Origin of the sequence: Variovorax boronicumulans, from assembly GCF_030812215.1 — a bacterium.
Classification (GTDB): domain Bacteria; phylum Pseudomonadota; class Gammaproteobacteria; order Burkholderiales; family Burkholderiaceae_C; genus Variovorax; species Variovorax boronicumulans_C.
Genome location: NZ_JAUSSG010000004.1, coordinates 324,264 through 339,250 on the forward strand (window position 1 = coordinate 324,264; position 14,987 = coordinate 339,250).

Consider the following 14,987-nt stretch of genomic DNA (forward strand, 5'->3'; position numbering starts at 1 on the left):
CGCCAGCGACGCTGCTCAAGCCGAGCGCTGCCTGCCCGCTGTGCCTGCCGCCTCATCGCCGCGTGCCGCCTGCGTCACACGCGGGGCGCATCCGTCGCTGCCTGCCTGAAGCGCTCGATGTGCGCCAGCACCTCTTCGAGGGCCACGGGCAGCGCGATCCGGGGAATGTTGATGACATAGCCCACGAGCGACGAGTTGGCCTTCATCAGCATGCGCTTGAAGGGCGAGGCCTTGGCAAGGTAGTCCTTCGGATTGCGCAGCGACACGCCGAGAAACTTCTGCTGCTGGAACTTCACGATCTGCGCATCGGTGATGTCGGACCACGGGATGAAGCCGGCCGACAGTCCCGATGCGTTGTCCGTGATGCCGGTGAGATCGATCGTGATCGCGGGCTTCCTCGAGATGAGCCGGCCCAGTGCAAAGAGCCCGACCGCGCCGAAGAAGACGATGCTGGCCCAGCCGCTGAGCCAGCCCATGAACTCGTCGCCCGGGATGGGATGCCTCAGCAGCCAGATGCCCCCGGCGACGAAAAGGACCGAGCCCACGAGGAGCAGGCTGACGCGCAGGCGGCTTGGATAGATGACGACAGGAGTCATTTGAAGCAGTTCCGTCCCTGGAAATGAAGCTGCGGCAGATTAACGCCTTCGTGCGGCAACGCCAAACGGGCAGCTTGCATGCGCCGGATGGCGCGGCTCGGCGGGAAGTGCTTGCGAGGGAAACGGGGCGTTGCGGCGAGCGCGGGGCATGAACGAAAGAATGCGCGGAGCCGCCCCCTGCGGCCCCCTGCTGCCCCTTGCCAATCAGCGGTTTCTTGCCGACGCCGACGGGCCCTCACTCGCCACCGCCGCATCGAACGTTTCCCGATGCCGGAGCACGTCCTCGATGTTGCGTTCCGCCCAGAGGCGCAGTTCGTCCAGCGTGGTCGCGAGCGATTCGCCCAGCGTCGTCAACGAGTATTCCACCTTGGGCGGCACGGTGGCATAGACCTCGCGATGCACGATGCCGTCGCGCTCCAGCGAGCGCAGCGTTTGCGTCAGCATCTTCTGCGACACGCCCTGGATGTCGCGCCGCAGTTCGCCGAAGCGCCGGGTGCCGCCCAGCAGCAGCCCGAGCACCAGCACCGCCCACTTGTCGGCGATGCAATCGAGCACCTGCCGCGTCGGGCAGGTGGCGAGGTACGGGTTCCACGCGGGTGCCTTGGGTCGTTGCGGGTCTTGTTGTCGTTCTTCCATGGTCACTTCGAGGTGCCTTGGGCACGTTGGGGTGCGTTCTTGCGGGAAGGGATGCGGGTGGCTATTGTCCGCGCCATGCATACGAACACCACCACACAGCAGAACATCGAACTCGTCCGCAGCTACTTCGACGCCGTCGCCAAGGGCGACTTCGATGCGGTCGGCAAGATCTTCGCGGACGACATCGTCTGGCACCAGCCGGGCAGCGGCAGCCTCTCGGGCACGCACCGGGGCAAGGAGGCCGTCTATGCGCTGCTGGGGCGCTTCATGGAGCGCAGCGGCGGCAGCTTTCGCATCGACCGCGTCGGGCCGCTGATGGCGCAGGGCGACCGGGTCGCGACGCCGCTGCACTTCAGCGCGGAAAAGCCGGGAGCGTCGATGGCGATGTCGGGGGTGGACGTGCTGCGCATCGACGGCGGGCGCATCTGCGAGGTGTGGCTGTTTTCCGAAGACCAGGCGGCGGAGGATGCGTTCTGGGGGTAGAAGATTTCATTCACTCGCCCCCCAACGGGTGTGACGGGTGTGACATTTGGGAACGCATCTTCACCTTGGCGATGTGAGCGGCTTCGCAGGGCCAGGCGTTGGACACCGCATCTGGGCTTTTTTCGAGCCCGCTTCAGGAGATGAAATGTCCATTCCCCGAACCGTTCTCAAGCTGGTCGCCGCGGGTGTCGTCGCGGCAGGTGCGTTGTTCGCCGGCGCATCGGCCAATGCGGAGACGCACTGGTCCATCGGCGTCAACCTGCCGGGGCTGGTCGTCGGCCAACCGGCGCCGGTCTACTACGAGCCAGCCCCCGTCTACTCGCGGCCGGCTCCTCCGGCGTACTACCAGCCGCCGGTGCCCGTGTATTCCACGCCCGCACCTGTGTACTACGAGCCGAGCTCCCGCTGGGAAGAGCGTCGCGCGGAGCGCTGGGAAGAACGCCGTGCGGAGCGCCGCGAATGGCGCCGCCGGCAGTGGGAGCGCGAGCAGCATCGCCGCTACTACGAAGATCGCGACTGATCGTTCGGATCAGCGGCGCACGCAGCGCTTCGCGCCGCTTCCGGTTGCCTGCTGCGGCGAGAACAACAATCCGCGCGCATGGGCCCGGCGGCGGCGCGTTGTAGGCACGCGCCCACGCGCAAGGTTTGCCTTCTCCCGCAAGCACCCGCCGGATGCGCGGCGAATGTAGAGGCCTACTCAACTCAAGGAGACCTCGATCATGAAAAGCATCATCCTCTGGCTCTGCGGTGTGCCGATCGTCGTGATCATCGGATTGAAGGTCTTCGGCATTCTCTGACGACCCGAGATCCCGAGACAACCGCCATTCCCGCTTCCTCCTCACGGCGCATCCGTGCGTCGTTCAAGCGCCCTTTCGAGGGCGCTTTTTTTTGCGAGGCCTGCGCTCAGTGCGTCTCGCGGCGCAGCTGCTGCACGTCTTCATGCAGCGATTGCGCCCAGGCGCGGCGCTCGCGGCCGTGCGAGTCCTGCGGTTCGCCGAAGCGCACGATGGCCAGCAGCGGTGGCGCGCGCAGCGTGTTCCACAGCGAGGTGACCAGGTTGTCGTCGTCGATGTAGCGCGGGGCCTGGCTGGTCTCGCCGGTGGCGGCATCGGCGAAGCGCAGCGCGGCGGGCAGCACCGGCGCGCCCGACGAGATGGCCGCCTGCAGCAAATTGGCGTGGAACGGCAGCAGCCCGCGACCGTCGCTCGTGGTGCCTTCGGGGAACACGCCGATGAGGTCGCCTTCGCGCAGCGCCTCGGTCATGTGGTGCACCACGCGCAGTGCATCGCGGCGGCGTTCGCGTTCGATGTAGAGCGAGCCCGCGCCGGTGGAGAGCGTGCCGATCAGCGGCCAGTGCTTGACGCCCGACTTCGATACGAAGCGCACATGGCGCGCCGCATGGATGGCGGTGATGTCGAGCCACGAGAGGTGGTTGCTGATGAGCAGCACCGGCCCCGCGGGCGGCGGCGTGCCCTGCACCTTGAGCGTGATGCCCATGATCTCGAGCATGCGGCGCGACCATTCCTGCACGCGCGCATTGCGCTCGGCCTGCGAGAGGCCCGGAAAGGTGAAGCGGATCGTCCACCACCCGGCCAGCGCGTGTCCCACCGCGTGCAGCAGGCGCCAGCAGGCCTTCAGCGAATGAAGCATGGAACGTGGATGTCGTTTTCAGCCGTGGACGACGCGGCCGGCGACCAGCGTATGGCGCGCACGGCCCTGCACCGGGTAGCCGGCGAAGGGCGTGTGCTTGCCCTGGCTCTTGAGCGCATCGGGCTCGACCTGCCATTCGAGCGCCGGATCGACCACGCAGAGATCGGCCACGCCGCCTTCGACGAGGCGGCCGATGCCGGTGCCCGCGTCGGCCGTGGCCAGCAGCCGCGCCGGTGCGGAGGTGATGACCTCGATGGCCCGCGCGATGCCCGCGCCGCTGCGCTCGCCCCATTGCAGCGCGAGCGGCAGCAGCAGTTCGAGCCCGGTGGCGCCGGGTTCGCTTTCGGCGAAGGGCAGCGTCTTGGCGTCGGCCTCGACCGGCGTGTGGTCGGACACCAGCGCATCGATGGTGCCGTCGGCCAGCGCGGCGGAGAGCGCGTCGCGGTCGCCCTGCTGGCGCAGCGGCGGGTTCAGGCGCGCGCGGCTGTCGAAGTAGCCGATGTCGGTGTCGGCCAGGTGCAGCGAGTTGATGCTGACGTCGCAGGTCAGCGGCAAGCCCTGCGCCTTGGCCGCGCGCACCAGCGCCACGCCCGCGGCGCTGGAGATGCGGCACAGGTGCACGCGCGCGCCGGTGCTCTTCATGAGCTCGACGATGGTGAAGATGGCGATGGTCTCGGCCGACACGGGTACGCCCGAGAGGCCGAGGCGCGTGGCGAGCGGGCCGCTGGCGGCCACGCCCTTGCCGAGGTCGCGGTCCTGCGGGCGCAGCCACACGGTGTAGCCGAAGGTGCTTGCGTAGAGCAGCGCCCGCTGCAGCACCTGGGTGTCGGCGAGTGGCACGTCGGCCTGGCTGAAGCCGATGCAGCCGGCCTCGGTGAGCTCGGCCATCTCGGTGAGCACGCCGCCCGCGAGGCTGCGGGTGAGCGCGCCCAGCGGAAAGAGGCGCGCGCACTGCAACTTTTCGGCGCGGAACTTGAGCATTTCGACCAGGCCGGGCTCGTCGAGCACGGGGTCGGTGTCGGGCGGGCACACGAGGCTGGTCACGCCGCCCGCGATGGCCGCGGCCATTTCGCTCTCCAGCATGCCTTCGTGCTCGTAGCCCGGCTCGCGCAGGCGCGCGGCGAGGTCCACGAGGCCGGGCACGACGATGCAGCCGGCGGCGTCGATGGTGCGGTCGGCCTTGAAGCCAGCCGGCGTGTTGCCGATGCCGGCGATCTTGCCGTCGGCGATGGCGATGTCGGTCTTCTTGTCGGTGCCCGAGGCGGGGTCGATGACGCGGCCGTTGGTGATTTGAATATTCATGCGTCTGTACTTCCGATGGCAGTCAGGGCCTTTTCGGGGAACACCGTGGAACCGGCTTCGCCGGGCCACTGGTGTTGCCCCCGGTAGGGGGTTGGCGAAGCGACACGAAGTGCGCGAAGACTGGGGGCGAGCAACATGTCTATGCTTCGTTCCCTGCCACGATGCTCATGACGGCCATGCGGACCGCGATGCCGAAGGTGACCTGCGGGAGGATCACGCTCTGCTTGCCATCGACCACGGCGGAGTCGATCTCCACGCCGCGGTTGATCGGCCCCGGGTGCATCACGATGGCGTCCGACTTCGCCAGTTGCAGCTTCTCGGGCGTGAGGCCGTAGGTCTTGAAGAACTCCTGCGACGAAGGCAGCAGCGCACCGCTCATGCGCTCGTTCTGCAGGCGCAGCATGATGATGACGTCGCAGTCCTTGATGCCTTCTTCGAGCGTGTGGCACACGCGCACGCCCATGCCGGCCATGTCGCCGGGCACCAGCGTCTTCGGGCCGACCACGCGCACTTCGGCACAGCCGAGCGTCGTCAGGGCATGGATGTCCGAGCGCGCCACGCGCGAATGCAGCACGTCGCCCACGATCGCGACCGTGAGGTTCGAAAAATCTTTCTTGTAGTGGCGGATCGTGTACATGTCGAGCAGCCCCTGCGTCGGGTGCGCGTGGCGGCCGTCGCCGGCATTCACCACGTGCACATGCGGCGCGACGTGCTGCGCGATCAGGTAGGGCGCGCCCGATTCGCTGTGGCGCACCACGAACAGGTCGGCGGCCATGGCGCTCAGGTTGGCGATGGTGTCCAGCAGCGACTCGCCCTTGGTGGCCGAGGAGCGCGCGATGTCCAGGTTGATGACGTCGGCACTCAGGCGCTTGGCGGCGATCTCGAAGGTGGTGCGGGTGCGCGTGCTGTTCTCGAAGAACAGGTTGAACACGCTCTTGCCGCGCAGCAGCGGCACCTTCTTCACCTCGCGGTCGCTCACGCTCGTGAAGTTGGCGGCGGTGTCGAGGATGTGCGTGACGATGTCCTTGGGCAGGCCCTCGATCGACAGCAGGTGGATGAGCTCGCCGTTCTTGTTGAGCTGCGGATTTCGCTTGTAGAGCATTACTTGTAGGCCTCCCGCCGGGCCGCCCCAAGGGAGGCCTGCGCCCCCTCGGGGGGCAGTGAATACACGAAGTGATGAACGTGGGGGTTCACGTGTTCTCCTCCACCTTGAGGCTGAAGGCGCCGTCGTCGGCGCGGGCGAGCGCGAGGAGTTGCGTGTCGGGCAGCGTGAGTTTCGCGGCTGCGAAATCAGCCGCCACGGGCAGCTCGCGGCCACCGCGATCGACCAGCACCGCGAGCCGCACGCAGGCGGGGCGGCCGAAGTCGAACAGCTCGTTGAGCACGGCGCGGATGGTGCGGCCGGTGTAGAGCACGTCGTCCAGCAGCAGCACGTCGGTGCCGTTCACGTCGAAGGGCAGCGAGGTCTGCGCGCTGGCCGAGAGACCGCGGCGCGCGAAGTCGTCGCGGTGCATGGCCGAGGAGATGACGCCGGGCGCGCCGGCGAGGCCCAGGTCTTTCTGCAGCCGCTCGACCAGCCAGGCGCCGCCGGAGGTGATGCCGACCAGTTTCGTTTCAGGGCGCAGCAGCGCCTTCACGCCGGCCAGCAGCCCTGTGTAGAGCGCTTCGGCATCGGGTATTGAACTCACGGGAGACTCCTCAAAAATTGCTCCAGGATGATGCAGGCGGAGGCGGCATCGGCATCGCGTGCGCCGGACGACAGCGCCTCGGTGGTGCTGTAGCGCTCGTCAACCTCGAACACCTGCAGGTTGAAACGGCCCCGCAGCTGGCGCGCGAATTTCTGCGCGCGGCGGGTGTTCTCGTGGGGGGCGCCGTCGGGGTGGTAGGGCACGCCGATCACCAGCGCATCGGGCTGCCATTCCTTGATGCGGGCCTCGACCTGCGCGAAGCGGGCATCGCCCTCGGCTTTGATGGTGGCCTGCGGCGTGGCCGTTTGAAGCAGCCGGTTGCCACTGGCCACGCCGGTGCGCTTCAGGCCGAAGTCGAAGGCCAGGAAGGTCTGGAAATGGGAAGGGACCGGAACGGGAACGGAAGAATTGGCGGGAGCTGGGGCTGGAGCGTCTGGCATGACGGCGCTCACGCGTGGCCCGCTTCCGGCGACAGTTTCCAGGCCTCCAGGCCCAGCAGCAGCAGCGCCTTGTCGTAGCGCTGCTCGATCGGGGTGTCGAAGATCACGGCCGGGTCGGCGCTCACGGTGAGCCAGCTGTTCTCGGCCAGTTCCGATTCGAGCTGGCCCTCGCCCCAGGCCGAATAGCCCAGGGAGACCAGCACCTTGCGGGGGCCCGCGCCGGTGGCCAGGGCCTCCAGCACGTCCTTGGAGGTGGTCATCTCCAGCCCGCCGGGGATGGTCATGGTCGAGGCGTAGACCGATTCCTCGGGCTTCTCGGCCTGGGTGAAAACCGGCTCGTGCAGCACGAAGCCGCGCTCGGTCTGCACCGGGCCGCCCTGGAAAACGGGGGCTTCGCCCAGCTCGGGGCGGGCCAGGTGGAGCTCGATCTTCTCGAACAGCACCTTCAGGTTGATGTCGCTGGGTTTGTTGATCACCAGGCCGAGCGCACCGCGCTCGCTGTGTTCGCAGAGGTACACGACGCTGCGGTTGAAAGTTTTGTCTTCCATCCCGGGCATCGCTATCAAAAAGTGATGCGTGAGGTTCATCGGGGCAGAATCGGCAGCCATATGCCACCCATTTTACTGGCCGTCGACAAGACCTATCCCAAGGGACTCATGTGGTTCCGCCGCGACCTGCGCGTGGACGACAACGCAGCGCTCTACCGGGCCCTTCGGGCCTGCCGTCAGGTGGTCTGTGTTTTCGTGTTCGACAAGGCGATCCTGGAGGGGCTGCCCAGTGCCGACAGGCGGGTGGAATTCATCCGCGAATCGCTGCTGGAACTCCAGGCGGAGCTGGGCGCCCTCAGCGGCGGGCTGATCGTGCGGCATTCCCACGCGGTGCAGGAAATCCCCGCGCTCGCGAGCGACCTGGGCGTGCAGGCCGTGTTCGCCAACCGCGACGACGAGCCCGATGCGCTGGAGCGCGATGCCCGGGTGCTCGGCGCGCTGGCCAATGCGGGCATCGCCTTCCACACCTACAAGGACTCGACCATCTTCGACCGCGACGAGGTCATGACCAAGACCGGCCAGCCCTACACGGTGTTCACGCCCTACAAGCGGGCCTGGCTTGCGAAGGTGGATTCGTTCTTCCTGAAGCCCTACCCGGTGCGCGGCCACGCCGATGCGCTGGTTCCGCCGCCGCAGGCCTACCGCGAGCCGATGCCCTCGCTGGGCGAACTCGGTTTCGAAAAGACCAACCTGTCGACGCTGGAGATTCCGACCGGCTCGCTCGGGGCCGGCGTCCTGTTCGGGGATTTCTTCGAGCGCATCGACCGCTACGACGAAGCGCGCAACTTTCCCGCGGTGCGCGGCCCCAGCTACATGGGCGTGCACCTGCGCTTCGGCACGGTGTCGATCCGCCAGGTGGCGAGCGTGGCGCACCAGCTCTCGCTGCAGGGCAACACGGGCGCGGCGACCTGGCTGAGCGAGCTGATCTGGCGCGACTTCTACTTCCAGATCCTCACGCACTTCCCGCACGTGCACAAAGGCGGCGAATCGAAGAGCTTCCGCCCCGAGTACGACAAGATCCAGTGGCACCACGGCAAGCACGCCGACCAGCTCTTCGACGCCTGGTGCGAGGGCCGCACCGGCTACCCGTTGGTCGATGCGGCCATGCTGCAGATCAACCAGAGCGGCTACATGCACAACCGCCTGCGCATGGTGGTGGCGAGCTTTCTGTGCAAGGACCTGGGGCTGGACTGGCGCCGGGGCGAGCGCTACTTCGCGCTGCACCTGAACGACTTCGAGCTGGCCTCCAACAACGGCGGCTGGCAGTGGGCAAGTTCGAGCGGCTGCGATGCGCAGCCCTACTTCCGCATCTTCAACCCGGTGACGCAGAGCGAGCGCTTCGACCCCGAGGGCAAGTTCATCCGCCGCTACCTGCCGCAGCTGGCAAAACTGTCGAACGCGGCGATCCATGCGCCCTGGATGGCCTCCCCGGTCGAGCTGGAGGCCGCAGGCATCAAGCTGGGCGAGACCTATCCGATGCCCGTGGTGGACCACGCCGAGGCGCGCGAGAAGACCCTGCAGCGCTACGGCGTGGCGCGGGCCAAGGCGCTGCAGAAATAGAAAAAGGCCCCGAGGGGCCTTTTTTCGATGAGCGCCAGAACGCGGCTTCAGGCTGCGGCTGCCAGCGCCGCTTCGCTCGTGTACGCACGCACCAGGCGCAGCAGTTCCTCTTCCGAGTAGGGCTTGCCCAGGTAGTGGTTCACGCCCAGCGTGCGCGCGTAGTCGCGGTGCTTCTCGGCGATGCGCGAGGTGATCATGATGATCGGCAGCTCGGCCAGCGCGGCGTCGGCGCGGATGTTGCGGGCCAGGTCGAAGCCGTCCATGCGCGGCATCTCGATGTCCGACAGCACCACCGACGGACGCTCCTGCTGGAGGCGTTCGAGCGCCTGCAGGCCGTCGGCCGCGAGCGACACGCGATAGCCTTCGCGCTGCAGCAGGCGCTGCGTGACGCGGCGCACGGTGATGGAGTCGTCCACCACCAGCACCAGCGGCACCAACGGCGCCACCGGGGCCAGCACCGGCATCGGTTCCTGCGGGGCGCCTTGGTCGGCCGTGGCCGAAGCGGCATGCGCCGGCACCACGAGCGCAGCGGCCTGGCGCTGGCGCGCCTGATCGCCATGCACTGCCGCGAGCGCCACCGGGTTGTAGATCAGCGCCACCGCGCCCGAAGCCAGCACCGAGATGCCGGCGAGGCCGGGCAGGCGCGCGAGCTGCGGGCCGAGGTTCTTCACCACGACTTCCTGGTTGCCCAGCACTTCGTCCACGTGCAGCGCAACGCGCTGTGCCGCGCTTCGCACGATCACGAGGGTGTTGTTCTTGGCACCGGCATGCTCGCTGCGGGTCGAGGCCTGCAGCAGCGCGCCGGCCCAGTAGAACGGCACCTGTTCGCTGCCGAACGGATGGCTGTTGTGCAGGTAGGCGGCTTCCAGGTCGGTGCCGCTCACGCGCTGGACCAGTTCCACGAGGTTCGACGGCACGCCGATCGACACCTCGCCGGCACGCAGCATCACCACGTGCGTCACGGCGGTGGTCAGCGGCAGCACCAGCTTGAAGGTGGTGCCCTGCCCGGCCGTGCTGTGCGTTTCGATGCGGCCGCCGAGCGCCGAGATCTGCGCGCGAACCACGTCCATGCCGATGCCGCGGCCTGCCAGTTCGGAGACCTGTCCAGCCGTCGAGAAACCGGGCTTGAAGATCAGCTCGGTGGCTTCTTCCGGCGTGAGTTCCTGGTCGCCCGCCAGCAGGCCGAGTGCGCGGGCACGCTCGGCGATGCGTTTCTGGTCGAGTCCGGCGCCGTCGTCGCGGAAGCTCACCGAGACGTCGTTGCCTTCGTGGTGCAGGTCGATGACGATGAGGCCGCTCGCGTCCTTGCCGGCCTTCTCGCGCGCCGCCGAATCCTCGATGCCGTGCGCCACGCAGTTGCGCAGCAAATGCTCGAAGGCGGGCGTCATCCGGTCGAGCACGCCGCGGTCCATTTCGATGGAGCCACCGACGATGTCCAGGCGCACCTGCTTGCCGGTGTCCTTCGATGCCTGGCGCACCACGCGGTAGAGGCGGTCGGAAATGCCTTCGAACTCCACCATGCGCGTGCGCAGCAGGCCGCGCTGCAGTTCGCGGGTCTGGCGAGCCTGGACGCTCAGGTCGTCTTCCGTCGCCTGCACCGTCTTTTGCAGCGTGCGCTGCACGGTGGCCACGTCGTTCACCGACTCGGCCATCATGCGCGTGAGTTCCTGCACGCGGGTGAAGCGGTCGAACTCGAGCGGGTCGAAGCTCTGCTGCGAGTCCTTGGCTTGCGCCAGGCGCGACTGCATCTGGCTTTCGGCCTGCACTTCGATGTCGCGCAGCTGCTGGCGCAGGCGATCCAGGTTGCCCGTGAGGTCGGAGAGCGATCCGCGCAGCTGGCCGAGTTCGGCCTCGAGGCGCGAGCGCGTGATGATGACCTCACCGGTCTGCGCGACCAGGCGGTCGAGCAGTTGGGTGCGGATGCGCACGGCCTGGCCCGATGCGGCGCGCAGCGGCGCGAGCAAGGCGGGCGCCGGGCGCGGCTGCAGCATCCTGACGCCCGATTCGGCGATCGCACCGGCTTCGCCCGGTTCGACAGGGGAGGCATCCTCGTCGTTCGCGGGCACGCCGACATCGGCTGCCGCGACCTGGGCAATGGAAACCGCCGGCACCGGCGCGGTGGCCGCGGCCACCAGCTGGGCCATTTCGACCTGGGTGGCATCGTCGGCCGCGCGCAGCGCATCGAAGGTGGCTTGCAGGGCGTCCAGGCGGGTGAGCAGCTTCTCGATGTCGGCCCGCTCCGCGCCCTGGGAGCCCAGGACTTCGATCTCGGACTCCATGCGGTGCGCGCGTTCGCCCAGGCGCATGGCGCCGGCCAGTCGCGCGCTGCCCTTGAGCGTGTGCAGCGTGCGCAGCACCGAGGCGCGCGGCGCGCCATCGTCGGGATGGTGCGACCACTGGCGGAGCGCTTCGCCCAGCTGGGGCAGCAGGTCGGCGGCCTCTTCCTCGAAGATCGGGAACAGGTCGGCGTCGACCGCATCGGCCAGGTCAATGGCGTCTTCGGAGTCGTCCAGTGCCACGTCGGCCATGCCGTCGTTGGACACGATCTGCTGGAACGGCCGGACTTCGCTGCGCACGGCAGCTTCGAGCGGCATGGGCGCCGCCGCGATGTCGCGCAGCGCCTGCAACGTGCCTTCGGCCGGATCGCGCAGGAACCCGACGGCGAACTGGTGCAGCAGGCGGCGCAACTCGTCGGCCGCGGCAACCAGCACCACGCCCTGTTCACGCGTGCCGCTGCCCTGCATCTGCAGGTGCTGCAGCGCCGATTCGAGCAGGCGCGCCATGCCCGAAAGGCTGTGGAAGCCGACGGTGGCGGAGCTGCCGGCCAGCGAATGCGCGAGCGCGATGGTCGAGTCGGGCAGGCGCTCGTGCGATTCGAGGGCCCATTCGCCCACGTCGGTGGCCAGTTGCCTGGACCATTCGTCGGCTTCGTTGAGGTAGACGTTGTAGAGCGCGATGCCGATGCGCAGCGGACCGATCACCTTGACCTGGTCTTCGGCGCTGGAGGAGGCGGAGAGTTCTTCTTCCGCAACTTCCACGGCTTCCGCTGCTTCCGTCACGTCCGCGGCAGCTTCCTGCGCGGCGGCGGGTTCCGGCGTCTCTTCTTCGACAGCGGCGACCGGTGGTTCGGCAGGAGACGCTTCCACCGGGGCCGCGACGGCTGCCACGGGCTCGGGCTCGGGTTCCAGATCCAGCGTCAGCTCCAGCTCGGGCAGCGCGGCCGGCGCCTCCAGCGGGGGCAAGGCCATGTCGTTGGCCTTGGGCTCGTTCGCGGGCACAGGCAGCGGGCTCAGGTCCCAGGCGAAGTCCGGCAGGCTGGTGGCGGTCGGCACGGTGGCCTCGATGCCCGCTTCGGGCTCGGCCTGCGCAGCGGCCGGCTCGGCGGGCGCCTGCGTCTTTGCGGGCGCCAGGAAATCGAAGTCTTCCCCGCTGGGCAGCGCCGCCAGCGGTGCGGGCGACGTGGGCTCCTTCGTCTCGAAATCGATGAAGTCGGTGGACGTGAAGTCGTCGTCCGCGTCCGCGGACGCGGGCTTCTGCGGCTCCTCGAGCGCGGGCAGTTCGGGAAGCGGTTCGGGCGCGGCCTGCGCCGGGAGGTCCGGCAGGAACGACAGGTCGGGCAGCGGCGGCAGTTCGGGCTCGGCGGCAATGTGGCGGGCGGCCACGGCCAGTTGCTCGGCGTCGACCACGCGCACCGGCGGTGGCACGGGCTCGCCGGCCATCAGCGCATCGGCCACGCGGCTGAACGGGGCGGCCTGCCAGGAATGCGATTCACCCGATGCGATGGCTTCGACCCACTGGCCGAAGTCGCGCAGCGTGCGCTCGGTGGCCGACAGCATCTCCGGCGTGGCGGGACGCTGGTCTGCCAGCCAGGTGTTGAGCACCTGCTCGAGCGACCAGGCGGCATCGCCGAAGTCGGTGAGACCGACCATGCGCGAGCTGCCCTTGAGCGTGTGGAACGCACGGCGCAGGATGGTGAGTTCTTCGACGTCGTCCGGATGGCTGCCCAGTTCGGTGATGGCGGCCAGGCCGTTGTGCACCACCTCGCGGGCTTCGTCCAGGAAGATGTTCTGGAGGTCGTCTTCTTCGAGTTCGGTGACTTCGGTGTCGGGCAGCGCGCCCGGCCCGGTGATCTTGGAGGTCCAGCTCTCGGCCTTGCGGCTGAATTCCTCGAGCGGCGTCGGCTTGGTCTTCTTGGCGGGTGCGGCGAGCGCGGCGAGCTTCGAGGCAATTTGCGCGTCGACTTCCTCGATGCTGAGCACCGGTTCGGCGGCGGGGGCCGCAGCTTCGCCTTCGTGGCCTTCGGCAGCCTGCCGGCCCATCAGCGGCTTGAGTTCGCCGGCCTCGGCGTCGAACACGAACAGGCGCTTGGCCAGCGCGGGCTGGTAGCCCAGCATGTCGATCAGGAAGCCCAGTGCGCCCAGGTTGTTGCCCAGTGCGTCGAAGCCGGCCATTTCCTCGGCGGGAGAGGTGCTGACCAGCATGGCCTCGACGTCTTCGCGCATGCGCTGCACGGTGAGCGCGGCCTGGTCGAGGCCGAGCACGGAGAACACGCCGCGCATCTGCATCAATTGCGTCGGCACGGTGCGCAGCAGCCCCTTTTCGGCGGGGCGGCGGAAGTACTGGTCGAGCGACTTCTCGAGTTCGCTCAGGTGGCTGCGCAGCTCGTCGACCACGGTGCCCATGGTCTGGCGATCGCTCACGCGGCGGTACAGGTCTTCCATCCACGGCTCGAGCGGCTCGGAATGGCCGCCCGCGCGCACGCGCTCGATGCGGCCCGCAAGCTGCAACGTGCGGGCGGTGAGCTGCGGATCGCTGGGATCGAGGTCTTCGAGCGCGGCTTCCAGGTACAGCACCGAGGTGGCGACTTCCATCGCCAGTTCGGTGTCGGGCGGCTGGCCCGACTTGACGGAAGCCTCGACGGCATGCGACAGCGCCTCGACCATCGGCAGGCTCGGCGGATGCAGTTTCTGCAGCGATTCGCCCAGTTGCGCGAAGGTGTCGGCCACTTGGCGCGTGCGGGTGATGTCGCCGCCCGAGAGCGCCGACCACATTTCCTTGGCGGTCTCGATGCGCTTGCGGGCCTGCGTGAGCACCAGCGGATCGAAGCGGCCGAACTGCTCGACGGTGTAGTCGATGTAGTGCTCGTGAGCCACGCCCCAGGCGCTGCGCACGGTGCGCAGGGTGGCGGCCTCGTCGCGAGCGGTGGGCACGGCCTGTGCGCAGAAGAACAGGAGATCCTGGCCGAGACGGTCGGACACCAGGCTGTCGCCGCGCGCCAGCGTGGCGTATTGCAGCAGCACGCGGGTGGCGGCACGCTTGACGTAGGCGTCGGCGGGAATCAGGCCGAGCGACAGGGCTTCGAAGAAGCCCGCGGCCAGCGTCCAGAAGCTGGCGACGCGGGGCAGCAGCGCGCCGCGTCCGAGCCCCAGGCACAAGCCCTGCAGGCGCTTGGCGGCCTCGGCGTCGCCGGACTTGACCAGCTGCAGCACTTCGCGGTCGAGCCGCGAGCGCACGGCCGGGTCGTAGGCGACGGCGGCCTGCGTGAGCGCAGGCTTGATCTCGACCCAGCGCCAGGCGGTGCTCCAGAGATCGGCCGGATGAACGCGCTCGTTGCCGCCCAGTTCCAGCACATCGCGATATTGGGGAAAGAGCGCGACCGACGACACGGGCTTGCCGGCCAGCAGCGCACTCAGGAAATCGGTGACGGCAAAGCCGGCACGCTCGATCTTCAGCACGGCGCTGTCGGTGCAGCGCTGCGGTTCGGCAATGAAGCCCTGCACCGCGAATTCGATGGCGCCGAGCACCAGCGCAGGCGAGGAATGCCCCACCATCTGCAGCGCACCGACGGTCTGGTGCAGTTGCTGGCGGGCCATCTGCAGCGGGCCGCTCTCGGGCTCCGCTGCACCGCCCACGTCGCGCACGAAGCGCCGCAACGACTTGCCCACACCGTCGAGGGATTTCTGGATTTCTCCCAGCACCCAGGCCAACGGCCCGAGGTCTTCGGTGGCCGGCAGGTTGCCGGCGATGGGGGCCGTGGCAGGGGTTTGAATCGACACGTGGTTGCTCGCCGTTCTTATCTATCTG

Annotated in this window: 12 protein-coding genes; 3 read left to right on the forward strand and 9 right to left on the reverse strand. The window is 68.4% G+C overall.

Annotation, left to right across the window (positions count from 1 at the left end; translation table 11 throughout):
* Positions 1 to 74: 74 nt before the first annotated feature.
* Together J2W23_RS13475 and J2W23_RS13480 are read right to left on the reverse strand one after the other, a co-directional pair.
* Complete coding sequence (locus J2W23_RS13475; protein ID WP_176659086.1) at positions 75 to 596, reverse strand: STM3941 family protein; 522 nt, start codon at positions 594 to 596, stop codon at positions 75 to 77.
* A gap of 204 nt (positions 597 to 800) precedes the next feature.
* Complete coding sequence (locus J2W23_RS13480) at positions 801 to 1,232, reverse strand: winged helix-turn-helix transcriptional regulator (RefSeq protein WP_307649090.1); 432 nt, start codon at positions 1,230 to 1,232, stop codon at positions 801 to 803.
* 75 nt (positions 1,233 to 1,307) lie between these two features.
* Here J2W23_RS13480 and J2W23_RS13485 point away from each other — a divergent pair, with 75 nt between their 5' ends.
* Both J2W23_RS13485 and J2W23_RS13490 read left to right on the forward strand, forming a co-directional pair.
* On the forward strand, positions 1,308 to 1,715 hold the full coding sequence (locus J2W23_RS13485; protein ID WP_176659084.1) for a nuclear transport factor 2 family protein: 408 nt from the start codon (positions 1,308 to 1,310) through the stop codon (positions 1,713 to 1,715).
* A gap of 145 nt (positions 1,716 to 1,860) precedes the next feature.
* Complete coding sequence (locus J2W23_RS13490; protein WP_307649091.1) at positions 1,861 to 2,235, forward strand: hypothetical protein; 375 nt, start codon at positions 1,861 to 1,863, stop codon at positions 2,233 to 2,235.
* A gap of 383 nt (positions 2,236 to 2,618) precedes the next feature.
* Here the strand turns inward: J2W23_RS13490 and J2W23_RS13495 are convergent, their stop codons facing one another.
* The 6 genes from J2W23_RS13495 to J2W23_RS13520 all read right to left on the reverse strand — a co-directional run bounded on the left by J2W23_RS13495 (position 2,619) and on the right by J2W23_RS13520 (position 7,403).
* The gene (locus J2W23_RS13495) at positions 2,619 to 3,365 is read right to left on the reverse strand and encodes a lysophospholipid acyltransferase family protein (RefSeq protein WP_176659082.1); all 747 of its coding nucleotides are present in this window, start codon (positions 3,363 to 3,365) and stop codon (positions 2,619 to 2,621) included.
* Between the two features lie 18 nt (positions 3,366 to 3,383).
* Positions 3,384 to 4,667 carry a dihydroorotase gene (locus J2W23_RS13500; protein WP_307649092.1) on the reverse strand — a complete coding sequence of 428 codons (1,284 nt, stop codon included), beginning with the start codon at positions 4,665 to 4,667 and terminating at the stop codon, positions 3,384 to 3,386.
* A 139-nt stretch (positions 4,668 to 4,806) separates the two neighbouring features.
* Positions 4,807 to 5,769 (reverse strand): aspartate carbamoyltransferase catalytic subunit, encoded by a 963-nt coding sequence (locus J2W23_RS13505; protein ID WP_176659080.1) that lies wholly within the window; start codon positions 5,767 to 5,769, stop codon positions 4,807 to 4,809.
* An 88-nt stretch (positions 5,770 to 5,857) separates the two neighbouring features.
* Complete coding sequence (pyrR, locus tag J2W23_RS13510) at positions 5,858 to 6,355, reverse strand: bifunctional pyr operon transcriptional regulator/uracil phosphoribosyltransferase PyrR (RefSeq protein ID WP_307649093.1); 498 nt, start codon at positions 6,353 to 6,355, stop codon at positions 5,858 to 5,860.
* Positions 6,352 to 6,795, reverse strand: a complete 444-nt coding sequence (gene ruvX, locus J2W23_RS13515; RefSeq protein ID WP_257863891.1) for a Holliday junction resolvase RuvX — start codon at positions 6,793 to 6,795, stop codon at positions 6,352 to 6,354. The genes pyrR and ruvX overlap by 4 nt, the downstream gene beginning before the upstream one ends.
* An 8-nt stretch (positions 6,796 to 6,803) precedes the next feature.
* A complete protein-coding gene (locus J2W23_RS13520; RefSeq protein WP_176659077.1) occupies positions 6,804 to 7,403 on the reverse strand; it encodes a YqgE/AlgH family protein in 600 nt (199 codons plus the stop codon).
* On the opposite strand from J2W23_RS13520, the gene J2W23_RS13525 reads away from it, so the two are divergent.
* A complete protein-coding gene (locus tag J2W23_RS13525) occupies positions 7,404 to 8,903 on the forward strand; it encodes a cryptochrome/photolyase family protein (RefSeq protein WP_307649094.1) in 1,500 nt (499 codons plus the stop codon).
* A 47-nt stretch (positions 8,904 to 8,950) separates the two neighbouring features.
* On the opposite strand, the gene J2W23_RS13530 is transcribed toward J2W23_RS13525, so the two are convergent.
* Positions 8,951 to 14,959 carry an Hpt domain-containing protein gene (locus tag J2W23_RS13530; protein ID WP_307649095.1) on the reverse strand — a complete coding sequence of 2,003 codons (6,009 nt, stop codon included), beginning with the start codon at positions 14,957 to 14,959 and terminating at the stop codon, positions 8,951 to 8,953.
* Positions 14,960 to 14,987: the final 28 nt, after the last annotated feature.